The organism is Phocaeicola faecium, assembly GCF_014837055.1.
GTDB lineage: Bacteria > Bacteroidota > Bacteroidia > Bacteroidales > Bacteroidaceae > Phocaeicola > Phocaeicola gallinarum.
Genome location: NZ_JACSPQ010000001.1, coordinates 1 through 13,763, shown reverse-complemented (window position 1 = coordinate 13,763; position 13,763 = coordinate 1). Strand labels below are relative to the sequence as shown.

The following is a 13,763-nucleotide window of genomic DNA, read 5'->3' as shown; positions in this document are numbered from 1 at the left end:
AGGCAATTGCAACACCGGTAGTGTCCGTCTGCTTCCGCAACGCTTGCAGGGCATAGGTACTGAATAGACCATTGCGCCATATTCTATGTCTGGTGCCAAAAAAACTTTCTTGCACTTGGTGCAAATGAATAAAGTTGTTCCGCGTATCATAGTTATTATTGTTCAAGTCCATTTTGTTGAATCATCGCATTGTTTTCAGTCATCTCCGTCTTCCAATCGCCAACAAGCAGCCTGTGCTTCTGTATGTCCTTGCTTCGCCGCTTCCTTATACCAGCGAACGGCCTTTTGCAAGTCCGGCTGGATGCCTTCACCCTGTTCATACATACGCCCCAATGCAAACTGTGCCTCGGGTACATGAGAGGTACGTGCGGCAAACAGATAGCATTGACGGGCTTCTTGCAGATTCCGTTCCACTCCTCTGCCCTCATGATATATCTTACCCAGGTCATACCATGCTTCTCTGTGTCCATGTGCGATACACTTTCTGTACCATTCCATCAAAGTGGAAGCGTCCAGCTTCACCCAGCCTTCATCCAACAGACGTTTCGCTTCCTGATATACGTTTTCATTTCCCGCTTCCCAAGCATTCAGGTAGCATTCCCAAAGCTTTTGCAAATCTTGTTCACCTTTGCCCACCTCATAAAGCAAAGCCAACTGTTGCCAGGTATCGAATCCCTCGCGCGGTTCATACACCTTCAACCGCCTGCAAGCGACCTGTGCCTCCGTATGTCCTTGATTCGCCGCTTCCTTATACCAGCGGATGGCCTTTTGCAAGTCCGGTTGGATGCCTTCACCCTGTTCATACATACGCCCCAATGCAAACTGTGCCTCGGGTACATGAGAGGTACGTGCGGCAAACAGATAGCATTGACGGGCTTCTTGCAGATTCCGTTCCACTCCTCTGCCCTCATGGTATATCTTGCCCAAGTCATACCATACTTCTTTATGCCCTCGTTCGATACACTTCCTGTACCATGCCATCAGGGTGGAAGCGTCCGGATTCGCCAGACCTTCATCCACCAGGCGCTTCGCTTCCTGGTACGCGTTTTCGTCCCCCGCTTCCCAGGCATTCACGTAACATTCCCAGGCCTTTTGCAAGTTTTGTTCACTCTTGCGCGCCTCATAAAGCGCGGCCAAACGTAGCCAGGCTTCTACCATATTCTGTTGTGCCGCCTGCTGGTAGAAAGTGGCCGCCGTATGGAAATACCGCTCCTTTCCGGTACTTTCATAAACAATGCCCAAACGCAGCTGCGCTTCCGCATATCCATGCAAGGCTGCTTTCCAACACCAACGCAACGCCTTGAACGTGTTCTGCTCCACTCCTTGGCCTTGTTCATACAGGCAAGCTATGGCATATTCGCTCGCCGCACAACCCGACATGGCCGCTTTCAGATGCCATGCGAACGCTTTTTCCGGATTCTTTTCAATCACGTCTCCGACGCAATACATGTTCCCCAAACCACACATGGCTTCCGGCAAACCCTGTTCAGCTGCTTGGGCCATCCATTGGTAAGCCGTGCCCTCCGTGTAGCAAAAGGGTGGGTTTTGCAGATATTTGGGTACGGGAGGCCTGTGACGTAGCAATCTACCCACTTGATACTGTGCCTGGACATGCCCGCGTTTGGCCGCTTTCATTAACCAATAAAAAGCGACATCAGAACCATGAAAGCTGTCATCCAGATACTCCATCCCGATGCGGTATTGCCCGTCGGGCGTATCTTGCCCCATATACGAATTTGAGCCCTGCTTTCCCCAGATATCCTTGTACATTGCGTAATCACGTAATTGTCGTTCCAACGGCTTATCCGGATTTATTGAATCAACAAAAAAATCGAACTTCATCGGCAGGGTGCGTATGCTTCCGCAACGTTCGCAAGGCATGGGCACCGAAAAAGCCATTGCGCCATATTCTATGTCTGGTGCCAAAAAAACTTTCTTGCACTGGGTGCAAATGAATAAAGTTGTTCCGCGTGTCATGACTTATTGTTGTTTTAAGTTCACTTTTCTGAGTTATCTCACTTCATTAGACATACCCATATTCATCGGATGTACCCGTCAGCTCAGCCCAACGTGTGAGGACAAGTTTGGCGTAAAGGTGTGGGAACAGGCCATAACATCCCAAGGCATAACCCTCGTTCACCTCAACCAGCAAGGTCTCCCCGCTTGAAGTCACCCCGAAATCAATGCCATACGCATTAGGCGCAGTTATATAATCTTTGATGGCACATTCAATCACGTTCGGGTCATAATGCACTTTCCAATCGCCTTTATAAGGTCGAACATCAAGTATCTTTCCATATCTGACAAACACTCTCCATTCTGCAATAAAATCAACAGGTTCGCTGCACAACACCTCGTAATTATTATCACAGCATCCGCAACCCACCAAATTGTGAATACTATTAATAACCCTACCTGACAACCTTTTCCCTTCAACTGATTTGACAAATACTGGCCACGCTGTAGGAGTATTCGCTATCTCATTAATGGTCGATTTCCAAATCTTCCTTCCGAGATATTTTCTTAATTCTTCTGGATAGTTTATAGCAAAGCAGGCAATCCCGAAATCCTGCAATCTTCTCCGAATCATTCCGATGCCGCTGACGATGACTTCTTCCTTACAGTGATTATTCGCCATTAGCTCTTCGTATCTTTGGAAGAAGATGCACTCGTAGCCCATCTCCCGCAAACCAACAAATGCCGTAAACGCATTGGTATTACAAGGGTAGCCGGTAGAATCACAGTGTATAAAGGCTCTCATTGTTGTTGTTTTATTTTAAAGTTTTCATCAACAAATTCCTGTCCGATATGCCATCTTGGTATATAACTTAATTCTCCTCTTTGATAACACTTGTAACGAGAAACTGTAGCTCCATCGGCAGGGTACGTATGCTCCCGCAACGTTCGCAAGGCATGGGTACCGAAAAAAACATTGCGCCATATTCTATGTCTGGTGCCAAAAAAACTTTCTTGCACTTGGTGTAAATGAATAAAATTGTTCCATGTATCATAACTTATTCTGTTTGTTTATTACAAGCCACTACCTTTGCTTCTTCTTTGGACGAGGGGACTGGGCTCGCCGTAAAACCTATCGGACGTTTTTCCTCTTTCCCGCTCAATTCGTTTTGCAACAAATCGCACATATCGTCTACGGCATGTTTCACATCCGCAAAGTAGTCATAGAAAAGCGAAAGCAGCATCTTGCGATTGGCAAAGTAAAAATGTGCGTCAACAATTAACACGTCACCGAATGCCTTTAGTGTCGACAAACGTTCCTCGTCTGTATTGACTTTATCCGCAATAAAGGTCTTGCGCGGCAAATCCAGCTTTTCGTACATTTCATCCTTCATCCGGAACGAAATGTCACACCGAGGATATTCCCCTTCCAAGTCGAACTCCACATTATAATAATAGTCCTCAAACAGCACCTGTATCATACCGTCTTTCACCTCCGCCTGTATGCCTTCCGTGGTCAGATAATCCACCACCACCTTGCGCATCCGGCTAACGTCATAACGGAAAAACAGCCGTTTCCAAAAAGAAGTTATCGCCTTGTTCATATCACTGCTGAGTTTAGTTGATTAATACCTATTCCGCTGGCTGCGGTAAGCATACGAAACCTTCCAACGGTCCAGTTCCAATGCCCGCACACACAATTGAGGGTGCGAATAAAAAATACACTGATACTCTTGTTGTATCCGGTTCCAAAGCGAAGAGTGCTTCAGTGCCTCATACGCTTTTCCTTGTTCCACCAGACAGTCCGGCTGGCGGGAGTCTTCTTTCATTCCTGATGCCAACTTTATCAACACCGACTGATAGGTTTCTTCACCAACAACTGCTGCCCCACAACGGTCGGCGGACAATTCGCTTTTCCTGTTCCAGTATTGCAAAGCCAAATAAAGCGGCGAGAACATCATCCAAGGTATCAAGCCTAAAAACACGCCCATCTCTTTCAGCGTCTCATATATGGTGAGATACAACGTATGGCGGCACAAAATATGACCACACTCATGGGCGATAACTCCCTTCAATTCCTCCTTGCTCATCCGCTCCACCAAACTGCTGGATAAGGCGATGAACGTACGGGTCTCACCGTAAGTATAAGCGTTCATCATGGGGTCGTTATACACATACAGTTCCGGTTCCATGATGCCGATTTTAACCGTCACCTCTTTAAAAATAGCATAGATGTCCGGAAAATTCCTTGAAGTGACTTTAATCATATTCGCCAGATTCTCTCCTCGGTATTGGGCTTCATAGCCCAACTTCATGAATTTACGAACTAATTCCCCACAGCCCGGCACACTCTTTATCAACCGTATTGCCTTCGCATCTTCAGGATGCATAATGTCTTGCGCCCTCATAACCTATCCTCCTTTCTTCCATTAACCGCAAGCGCATACACGACACTTGTATCACGCAGGGAATCGTCACCCGGTAAGCCGGCGAAGCCAAATCGAAAGCCGCCCAACCTAAAGTGACTGCCCAGCCAATTGGACCGCCGAAAATACCGAACGTCTTATTCAGCAGATTTCCGCCAAGCATCAATACCCCCCTACCCAGCAACATCTTCGAAATCATCTGCGCTACATAAAGCGCAATCCGGGTAAACAACACGCCCCCTTTCCGTATCGCTATCTGAAGGGCGAACACCACCATGAACTTCTGCGGATGCTTCTCGCCAATGCCCAATTGTTCCGCCATCTGCCGCAACTCTTCTTCTGGCATACGCCTTACCGTTTCCATACAGACCTTTTCCAACAAGCGTCTCTCTATCTCTGCGGTCTCGTCTAAGTCGGAGAACCAGACTTCCATCTTTCGGCATACATCCTGCAATATTTCCCGATAGCACACACCTCCCTTGCGGAACACATTCACTATCGTATTGCCGCCAAAGCGTTGCAACTCGTTGGCAATCTTTTGCCACATACAGGGTAGACGGTCGGGATAATACTGCAAGTAAGCATCCGTATTTGTCAACTGTTCCGACAAACGCACATTCCCGTCCTTATCGGATGTCATCATATCGACCAACGTCTTCAAATCTTCACTTTTGCATGACGCTAAAAACTGCAAGTCCCTGTCTTCTTTCATATCCTCAATTTTATAGGTTTGATAATGCAAAGGAAAGCAGAGACTAAGACAAAAATTGTCCGACAGGAAAAGATTTTTATGAATTTTCTTGTTGCATTTTGCGTAGTTGCTTAATATAATCCAGTTCATGCCGAATTAATTTAGATTGATCACCTAGTTCTATCAAATTCTTCAGCAACTTCTCCGCCTCATCCAAATGATGCATATCCGTGAGAACATGTGCACGTCTACGGAACAAGAAACAATAATAATGAAAGATTTCCTCCGGAAGTTCTTCTTCCTTCAAGGCATCCAATCGCTTCAACTCATCATCTATCTCCTGCATGGCACGGGGATCTTTAATATTAACCAAACAATTGACATATTCACAACTGTATGTAACATTATCCAAGGGCCAAACAAAACTCAGATAATAATAGGCTTTCTGATACAGCTTCATTTCGTCATAGCAGAAACCTATCAAGTAACAGCAATGATAAAACACATCCAATCCTTCATCCGAAAGAGTATCATCGAAAAACTTTTCCTTCAACAGATAAAAAGCATTTTCCAAATACAGCAGAGCGTCCCAATAGCGTTTCTCGTTGAAAGCTTCGTGCCCCCATGAATAATTCCATCCGACTTCGGGAGCGATTTTAGCAATCAAAGCCGTTTCGTCCGCATCCAGTTCTTTTCCTTTCGCATATTTCTCAGCCACTTTTTCCACTTTCTTTTCGAACTCAGCAATCCGCTTTTGCGGATCTGTCAAGTCGTATGCAAACAGAATAGAACAGGTTTCCGGCTGGTTTCGAGTAGCCGAGAAAGAAACGTCACCTTCCTCTGTCGAAATCGTCCGCATGATAGAAGCACGGATAAACCGGGTCTGTTCATCGCCACCGTTCTCTTTTAAATGGATAAGCACGGTTTCCTCTGTTTCTTCATTCCGGGTATAAGAAACGCACAGGGTCACCTGGTTATAAAACATTTCGGGATGCTTTTCATCCGCCATCGCCTTACACAAGTCAAAGTTCCAAATATCATCCGGTTGGATGATTTCTTTCCCTATCTGACCGTCACTTCGTGTATAAACCACATACAGGCTAAGAAGGCCTTCTTTCCGGACATCGAATATCCGGTTGAGCACCGTGCCCAATATCACGGTATGTTCTCTGTTTACCCGGAATTGGAACCCTTCCTTCTGATTTTGGAATTCCAATTCCTCAGACAAATACGTACCAGTTTTCAAGGCTTCTTTAATCAAAAAAGAGGTAGCAAGTTCTTCACCACGCTCTTTCACGTACCTCTTATCTTCTCGTGGGAATGGTAAGAGATTTGATAGGTGGTCGGTTAGTTTGCTCATAGGTATTATTTTACTTAAAGTTTTATCTATACCATTTGTAATAGCTTTTATATTAAATATTAATACATAATAAGTCTACTCACCCATTTGTTTCATCACATCATTTGCGTCTTTTTCGGCTTTATATATTTCTTCCTTATTTATAATATTCAACTTTGAAGAATCTGACTTTAACACTAATTTGACTTTACACATATTATACAATACGCCAACGATTAAAACCATATTTTCTATAATAAGCTGTTCGCCAGAAGATAGATTTAGCCAATTTACATACTTTTCATTATACGACTCAATAATATTGAGCATCTTATCTAACTGTTTTAAATATAGTGAACGCATTTTTAACAATGTAGCATTGTATCTTTCCGCCGTTCTTTGTAAATCTGAAAGATGGTTACATATTTTATTAATATCTTGTTCATTAGATAACATCTGTTTCCATGCATCATCCGCCTTATCTGATAATTTAGAACCAGTAAAACTAAATATAGCTCCTCCTATCAATAAACCTACACCTAATGCCGCAGCACCTAAAATCATGGAGCCCAAAGCTATTCCACCACCTCCCGATGCTAATGAACCGCCACCAAGAGCAGCAAGAGTCGCTTTTATTGCGGCAGCTCCACCTAAAGTTGCAATTGGAGTTCCTGTTGAGGCTGTTCCAAGAGCCATAACAGCAGCCGTAGTTGCACCTGATGCGGCAAAACCACCAGCTGTGCCTAAAGCAGCTCCTCCTAAACCTCCAATAAGAACACTTGCTCCGACAGATACTCTTTTGATTTCTTCATTATCAAACTTAGAAATTGTCACATTACCTAAGTTTATTTCTGCAAATTCAGGACGATTTTTAATCCGTTCAAACAAATCAGAGAATTGTTGAAACTCAGAAAGAACTTTCATTTCATTCTCACCCAAGATATCCATAGCTCTACACGCGCTTTTATTCATTCTCTCAAGTCGTGCATTATTCGCATCGTTCCTTTTTTGAGCCGCTTTTAATTTATCATTAGCGCGTTTCATTTTCACACTACCATGAATTCCTAATCCTATCCCTGTTGCACTTGCGACTGCAGCAGCAATCCCTAAAATCAATGGTAATGGCATAGTTATTCTCCTTTCTCTACTAAATTGACCAATGACATATAAGCAGCCACATAAGCATCTTCCAAATTGATAGCTTGCTCTATAAAAGCTTTGTCAAATTCAAATGCATCAGCCAATTGTTGTACCAATGTCTTTTCTTCAGCGGCATAATTTCTATCAGCAAATGCCAATGCCAACAACTCTAAAAAGACAATCCGTTTTGTTTGAGGTGTCGAATTCATTGCAAAATCCTTTATAATATTATTAACATCACCTTGTTTGTCAAGGTTGCAAATAGGAATCTGCATTTCATTAGCATAAGCAGACAAAATCTGCTTTTCAGATTCTTCAACAACGCCATCAGCCTTTATTACAGCCACAGCAAGTTTCATAAAATTATCCTTTTCTGTAGGATTGAGTGAATTTAAAAACATAGTTCTTTATTTTTTAATTTGTTACATATTTCGTAATTGAGTTTGTAAAACTCTTCTCTCGTGTATTCTTTTTTAAAGAATTGCTCATAACAGTCATCTACTCTACAAAACAAAGGTCTATCTTTATAAATACTACAAAGATTCCCTTTTAAATATTTGCAAGTTCCATCACCTCTATCCAAATCGGCATAGATTGATATTCCTTTCAGATGCCTGCAACATTCTCCACACTTATCACATTCAAACATTAGCTGAATATTAATTTACTGTTAGGGTCAGCCATAAAAGGTCCCATACCTTTATGTTCACCAAACGGTAATTTTATATCTAACTTTTCATATACAGTCTGCAAAGCAGAATTCAATTCCTGTTGATTGGTTGCATTCTCTAAGATAGATACAGCTTCACTATAAGACTGTGTTTCTTTTTGGAATACAGCCAAGTCTATATCCATCAGTTTGGCACAATATTCTTCCAATAACCTTGCTTGCGTTTGATAATATACTACGACATCATCAACGGTCGGGATTGAATTAAGCACTTGCACTATCTTATTAACAGTAGAATTTCTATCCAGAAGATATAACAATGAGCAACTTAATATGCCTGTAACAAGTGTACCGCAGAATGTTTGTACAATATCCCCAAAAACAGGAATTTTTCCAACAACTGTTTCGGTTATTAAACCACTGACCATTGAACCAGCAACTACACTGGCACCTGTTGATATGATTTTTGCAGCCGCCCTAACTCTTTCTCCAAAAGGAAGTAAGTCAGGGTTAAACAATAAAATTTTTGTCGCTTCAACTAAAGAAGCCCACGATTGCCGGATTATCCTCACCAAATTTTTAGCCGTAGTAAAGAATATGTTACATAATGTCGTGGTCAAAGATGACAGTACTCCACTTATCGTACCTTCAATAAATTTATGCCATAACTCCTTATATTTAAGTTTTGCATTTTCCCACCCTTTTTTCACTCCTGTAGCTATTTTATTGAATAATGTTTGACCTTCTTCCTTACATTGTTTTATTTCATCCCGAACAGCAAACCATATTTCACTAAAAAACAGTCCCAAAGTTTGACGCAATCCCATTGTAATGCCTACTATTCCAGCTGCTTTAGCTGCATCTTTGAAAAAAACAGGACTTGTATAATATGCTTGATTAATTTTTGCATTATAAGCTTTACGAGATTTCCGATATTGTTTTAGCATCCTTTCTTTTGTAGCTTCTGGATCATCAATATTCACTTCCGGATGATTTTTAAGATAATTATCAAAACCTCCTTTTCGAAAATAAGCTTCCATATCAACTTCTGACAATGGAGCATCACAACCGTATTCATTTTTCCATCTCTCATTTTCTTGACGCGCCCAACTTCCCATAGAAGCATTAAGACTTTTATTTGTCCAGGCAAAATTTTCATCAGAATTTGCAAGGTCAATACCATTTAATCCAGAAAGGACACGCCCTCTATCTTCATGAATACCTTTGCATTCAATTACATGGTCTAATTCAACCCGTAAATCATTAGGAACAGCAGATGCTTTGGTGTATTCCAAATCTTTTCCTGTATAAACATCCTTTATCAAAGTCCCATTTTCATTATAATCTTGACGGGCATTAGCTTTCACACTTGTAAATCTTGGGTCCGAATGATAAGACCTATCATTATATTTACTTCTATTATTATAAGCATCTTTATTTTGCTTATTCTTATAAGACATTTTGGAGTCTTTACCTATTTGTCGCACGGTATGAATTGTATCTACATTACCACCATGTTGATCTACATATCGATTGATTAAAAAATCAAGCCCAAAAGATGTGATAAGACCTTGCACAACAACACGTTCATATTGCTTAAATATGCTATTATACACATCTGTTTCTACATCGTAATCATCATTTATTTGTTTTACAAAACTATCTGTCATGTCTATCGTTTTTATTAAAGTTATTTATATCCAATCCTACGAATTCCTACAAGTCCTCTTTCCAATATTACTATATCAAGTTTCTCATAATCAAATGGTTCATACTTGATATTTCCGTATTCAAACGAATCATACTGAAAAGATTCGTATTCAAACGAATCATACTGAAAAGTATCATATCCAAGTTTCTTACGCACATCCACTGGTAATTCATAATCTTGTTCAACTAAGCCAAAGAATGTATATCCATGATCTATACATATAGACATAAAAAGACATTCTTTAGCTTCAAATATTAACCCACCTAAAACAGAACCTATCATACTTCCTAACATATACGAGACTATTGGAATATTTATGACGGACTGCAAAGCAATCCCCATACCTAATGCGCCAACTGCTATATATGCATTTTTCTCTAAATTATAAACAAATTCTTGCTTTGTCATATCACCTTTCGCTAAATGAATGCTATCGTTCATTGCTTGCAAAAATAAAACGACTACAGCAGCTACTCCTGGTGCAAAGGATTCTGTGTGTGATGCTGATTGCAAAACATTCCCTAAATACCCTAATTCAGCAGAAGTTGTTATTACTGCACAAAATAGTCCTTTTAAGAAACCATCTACTGCTCCATTTTTTATATCACAACCTATTTGAGTTATATCGTCTGTTGTTATATAACCATCTTTCACTAACGATTTTATAGTCCCAATTATAGCTGGTGCAGCTTTCAACAAAGCAGCTATCCATGCCGCATTTAATCCAGCCTTTAAAACATTCTGATATAAAAACCATTTATCTGCTTTTTCAGCAAGAGTTAAATTAAATCGTTCAGGGTCAAATTTACCTTCCTTTCCTAATGTTTGAAGAATTTTAGATTCTTCATAAGTCAAGTGCATTGATTGTGCGCCTTCTGGACTTTCTATATGATCCGTAAGTTTATTTAAGGTATCTTGATATCGTCGTACCCATTCTTGTCTTTCTGGAATACTGGAATCGTGTGCTATTCTTTTCTTAAGTGCATTTATTGCATCTTCCATTTGATCCGAAGGTATTAATCGCGCTTGTCCTGCATACAACGGCAAACTCATATCCGTATTAGGATCAAGCCCATGTGATAATAGATATTCTTCCCGAGTGAGAGAATTATCTTTACCATTAATATATTCTCTATACATATCCTCTAAAGAAACCGCTTGCGCATAAGCACTTAGACTACCATTTTTATAATATTTTAAGCTAAATTCCTTTCCAAAAGATGCTTCTATATCAACAGAACCTAAATTATGAACTTCATCTGACAAAACACGAATTGATTCCACCGTTCGTTTAGCCGCAGCATCAATATTAAAAGTGTGGGTATGCCATTCTTCCGCCAAGTACCCATGTAAGTTCGGATTACGATTCCCTTTATAGCTATTTATTGCATCTGCCAAGCGTTGAATTTCCATTTCAATCTTATCAAGATAAGGTTGATTTAACATAGAAACAACCTCAGTCCCCACATAAGCTTTACTATGTTCTATAAAATAATTGTAGCCATCCGTAAATGAAACACTCATAGCTGCTTTTTTTTATTTTCTTTATCCGCATCCTCTTTATCTAAAATTTCTTCACACGCTATTTTCAAATATTTTTTCAAATAATCATTAAAGAACAATGCTATGGCAAACCTATATTGTTGGTCTATACGAGTTGATTCTGCAAATAAAGATTTAATCCATTTTTTCATTTTATAAATCAGCCATGTAATTGGACCAAAAATGAAAATGGGAGGCATTGCCACAATATGTGCCGAAACAACAGATGTCCAAAGCATTTGTTGAACAAAAGTTGAAGTATTAGGAGCTGATGTCGTTCCTGTCGTACAATATTCTTTTACTCCTGCAATTACAAAATCCTGAACTTTAGTAGGATTCATATCCAATCGTTCATACAAGTCCAACAATTCGTCATGGAACATTTTGTAAGATTTCTTATCCCAATTAAATTTCTCACAATAGATCCAAGCTTTACATCCACGATAACCTATATGAATCCCGTATTTTGAGTATATATCCTTAAAATTATCCCTGTATTTTTGAGAAGATTCATCTCCTACAAACAATACACAATCCTTGTCTGTTAGAACCATCCCTTTTTGATAGACCTTCAAGCTACGCTCTACATTTTTAACTTCCTCTACTTCCGAAACAAGCGTATTAAGAATCGTTGCATATTCTGCCTGCTTCTTATCAAAAACAATAGTAAACTGCTTCATACTTATTTATTATTTAAACATACATAGTTCTCATTTTCTCCACAAGTCCTTTCACTTCATTCCTCACCTCTTCCGGCTCCAGCACCTCCACCTTCTCCCTATGCCACAGCACCGCCTGATAAAAATTATAGCTCGGCCTCAGCCAATAACTGAAAATACTCCAGCCTTCGCCTGTCTCTATCTCCTGTTGCGATTCGTGCAAAGGACGAGCCTTGATATAATCCACCTGACTGCCATACACTTTAAGCTTTATCAATTGGGGAATGCAATCCTCATGATTCACTCCAAAGCAAGCTTCGAAATATGTATTCGGTTTAATATAGGGAGAAGCAGTTGTACGTTCTTCAGTCAAATGCAGATTGCTGATACGCTCCAAGGCATAGACTGTGGGCGTTTTACGACTCAACGGCTCGGCTATTAGATACCAACGGCTTTCCCATACTTTCAAAAAACAAGGGATAAGTAGCTGATGGGTAATAGTCTTTTTATTAAAGGAATGATAATCAAACTCAATAACTACACCTTGGTCAATGGCTTTAAGGATTAGCTGAAGATATTCCACACCGCTGGGCGCATCTTCCATCACAACACAGTCCTTATGCTTCATCGCCAACTCCACCAGCGCTTCTACATGGAATGCGGAAAGCAAATATTTGTAAAGCGCATTGTTTTCAATGTAATCCGGATTGGCTATGTAATACGTATTCGAACGCTTATCGCATTCGATGTCAATAGCAAATACTGCCGACACATATTCTTTATAACGCCCAAAAGATTTAGGAAGAAGCTCTCCATCATAAAAAGAGGAGTACTTCCAATGCTCGTTTATCTCACGAAGGGACATAGATCTACCATGTGATAACAATTCTACGATATATAAGCATTTTTCAAGTTTACCCATACTTTTTCGTTTTTCAGATTCAAAGGCAAAAATGTAACGGCTAACATTTACAAATTTACATTTTTCTTCGAACAAAGTTCTTTTTTTTCAATAAAACAGGCCTTTCAATGAACCTTTTTTAAACTTTCTTATCTTATACAATACTTGGTCTGCATATCCCGAAAAACGCTACCGTTAGTATCGCTTATCTCATGCGGATGCGTCAACCATTTCTATTCGGAGAGTTATTTGGTTTTACCGTTAATGTTTTTCAATGTTCCAAACTAAACCGGAAAGTTTTTAAAACAAGTCTATTAAAAGTTTGAATCACTTTATAATGAATAATGCTATTTGTACGCTGTTTGACAACATTTTTATTGATATACATAAGTTTAAATCACTTCAACTTGAAAGCCTGCGTAGAAGAAATTTCTTCTGCCCATCTTAACTTACCGTCTTTATCGTACAACATAAAATCGGCAAGTAACTTTAACTGTTCATTGGAACACTGATACAAAAAATCTAAATCTTTATCTGCCATAATGCTTTGTGTGTTTATAAGTGATACATTCATTTGAACTACTTCATCTTTTCTGAGCCAAAAGTAAAAGGCAACACGGACAAAAACTGTCCGAACATCTCAGTTTTTTCGTAAGCATTCGGTAAACCACGTTGCAAATTTTGTGAATTAGTTCCGAATCGGTGTTATTTGTAGTCGATTCGGAACT

The 13,763-nt window shown here is 40.1% G+C and carries 14 protein-coding genes; all 14 read right to left on the bottom strand.

From position 1 onward, the window contains the following. Positions 1-195: 195 nt before the first annotated feature. The 14 genes from H9626_RS00065 to H9626_RS00005 all read right to left on the bottom strand — a co-directional run bounded on the left by H9626_RS00065 (position 196) and on the right by H9626_RS00005 (position 13,576). Positions 196-1,926, bottom strand: coding sequence for a tetratricopeptide repeat protein (locus H9626_RS00065; protein WP_225230822.1), 1,731 nt, complete (start codon positions 1,924-1,926; stop codon positions 196-198). A 97-nt stretch (positions 1,927-2,023) separates the two neighbouring features. Further along, on the bottom strand, positions 2,024-2,761 hold the full coding sequence (locus tag H9626_RS00060; RefSeq protein WP_191709169.1) for an ATP-grasp domain-containing protein: 738 nt from the start codon (positions 2,759-2,761) through the stop codon (positions 2,024-2,026). Positions 2,762-3,014: 253 nt separating this feature from the next. Further along, entirely contained in the window at positions 3,015-3,560 is a 546-nt protein-coding gene (locus H9626_RS00055; protein WP_191709168.1) for a hypothetical protein, read from the bottom strand. Positions 3,561-3,581: 21 nt separating this feature from the next. Further along, a complete protein-coding gene (locus H9626_RS00050) occupies positions 3,582-4,364 on the bottom strand; it encodes a M48 family metallopeptidase (RefSeq protein ID WP_191709167.1) in 783 nt (260 codons plus the stop codon). Beyond that, positions 4,336-5,094, bottom strand: a complete 759-nt coding sequence (locus H9626_RS00045; protein WP_191709166.1) for a YaaW family protein — start codon at positions 5,092-5,094, stop codon at positions 4,336-4,338. Before H9626_RS00045 ends, H9626_RS00050 begins: the two co-directional genes overlap by 29 nt. Positions 5,095-5,170: 76 nt before the next feature. Then, complete coding sequence (locus H9626_RS00040) at positions 5,171-6,433, bottom strand: hypothetical protein (protein ID WP_191709165.1); 1,263 nt, start codon at positions 6,431-6,433, stop codon at positions 5,171-5,173. A gap of 75 nt (positions 6,434-6,508) precedes the next feature. Next, positions 6,509-7,540: a hypothetical protein gene (locus tag H9626_RS00035; protein WP_191709164.1), complete on the bottom strand. Its 1,032-nt coding sequence runs from the start codon at positions 7,538-7,540 to the stop codon at positions 6,509-6,511. Positions 7,541-7,542: 2 nt separating this feature from the next. After that, positions 7,543-7,953 (bottom strand): tellurite resistance TerB family protein, encoded by a 411-nt coding sequence (locus H9626_RS00030; protein ID WP_191709163.1) that lies wholly within the window; start codon positions 7,951-7,953, stop codon positions 7,543-7,545. Further along, positions 7,944-8,201, bottom strand: coding sequence for a YkgJ family cysteine cluster protein (locus tag H9626_RS15070; RefSeq protein ID WP_368735170.1), 258 nt, complete (start codon positions 8,199-8,201; stop codon positions 7,944-7,946). The genes H9626_RS00030 and H9626_RS15070 overlap by 10 nt, the downstream gene beginning before the upstream one ends. Then, on the bottom strand, positions 8,201-9,892 hold the full coding sequence (locus H9626_RS00025) for a phage tail family protein (protein ID WP_191709161.1): 1,692 nt from the start codon (positions 9,890-9,892) through the stop codon (positions 8,201-8,203). Before H9626_RS00025 ends, H9626_RS15070 begins: the two co-directional genes overlap by 1 nt. Positions 9,893-9,912: 20 nt before the next feature. Further along, positions 9,913-11,457 (bottom strand): hypothetical protein, encoded by a 1,545-nt coding sequence (locus H9626_RS00020; RefSeq protein ID WP_191709159.1) that lies wholly within the window; start codon positions 11,455-11,457, stop codon positions 9,913-9,915. Continuing rightward, positions 11,454-12,155 carry a hypothetical protein gene (locus tag H9626_RS00015; RefSeq protein WP_191709157.1) on the bottom strand — a complete coding sequence of 234 codons (702 nt, stop codon included), beginning with the start codon at positions 12,153-12,155 and terminating at the stop codon, positions 11,454-11,456. Before H9626_RS00015 ends, H9626_RS00020 begins: the two co-directional genes overlap by 4 nt. A gap of 13 nt (positions 12,156-12,168) precedes the next feature. Continuing rightward, positions 12,169-12,906: a helix-turn-helix transcriptional regulator gene (locus H9626_RS14815; protein ID WP_368735169.1), complete on the bottom strand. Its 738-nt coding sequence runs from the start codon at positions 12,904-12,906 to the stop codon at positions 12,169-12,171. A gap of 526 nt (positions 12,907-13,432) precedes the next feature. Continuing rightward, positions 13,433-13,576, bottom strand: coding sequence for a DUF3944 domain-containing protein (locus H9626_RS00005; protein WP_191709153.1), 144 nt, complete (start codon positions 13,574-13,576; stop codon positions 13,433-13,435). Positions 13,577-13,763: the final 187 nt, after the last annotated feature.

Bases quoted from the DNA above. Each gene is read 5' to 3' on its own strand.
- H9626_RS00035 (WP_191709164.1), bottom strand. From the start codon at position 7,540: ATGCCATTACCATTGATTTTAGGGATTGCTGCTGCAGTCGCAAGTGCA.
- H9626_RS15070 (WP_368735170.1), bottom strand. From the start codon at position 8,201: ATGTTTGAATGTGATAAGTGTGGAGAATGTTGCAGGCATCTGAAAGGA.
- H9626_RS00015 (WP_191709157.1), bottom strand. From the start codon at position 12,155: ATGAAGCAGTTTACTATTGTTTTTGATAAGAAGCAGGCAGAATATGCA.
- H9626_RS00050 (WP_191709167.1), bottom strand. From the start codon at position 4,364: ATGAGGGCGCAAGACATTATGCATCCTGAAGATGCGAAGGCAATACGG.
- H9626_RS00045 (WP_191709166.1), bottom strand. From the start codon at position 5,094: ATGAAAGAAGACAGGGACTTGCAGTTTTTAGCGTCATGCAAAAGTGAA.
- H9626_RS00055 (WP_191709168.1), bottom strand. From the start codon at position 3,560: ATGAACAAGGCGATAACTTCTTTTTGGAAACGGCTGTTTTTCCGTTAT.
- H9626_RS00025 (WP_191709161.1), bottom strand. From the start codon at position 9,892: ATGACAGATAGTTTTGTAAAACAAATAAATGATGATTACGATGTAGAA.
- H9626_RS00020 (WP_191709159.1), bottom strand. From the start codon at position 11,457: ATGAGTGTTTCATTTACGGATGGCTACAATTATTTTATAGAACATAGT.
- H9626_RS00030 (WP_191709163.1), bottom strand. From the start codon at position 7,953: ATGTTTTTAAATTCACTCAATCCTACAGAAAAGGATAATTTTATGAAA.
- H9626_RS00060 (WP_191709169.1), bottom strand. From the start codon at position 2,761: ATGAGAGCCTTTATACACTGTGATTCTACCGGCTACCCTTGTAATACC.
- H9626_RS00005 (WP_191709153.1), bottom strand. From the start codon at position 13,576: ATGGCAGATAAAGATTTAGATTTTTTGTATCAGTGTTCCAATGAACAG.
- H9626_RS00040 (WP_191709165.1), bottom strand. From the start codon at position 6,433: ATGAGCAAACTAACCGACCACCTATCAAATCTCTTACCATTCCCACGA.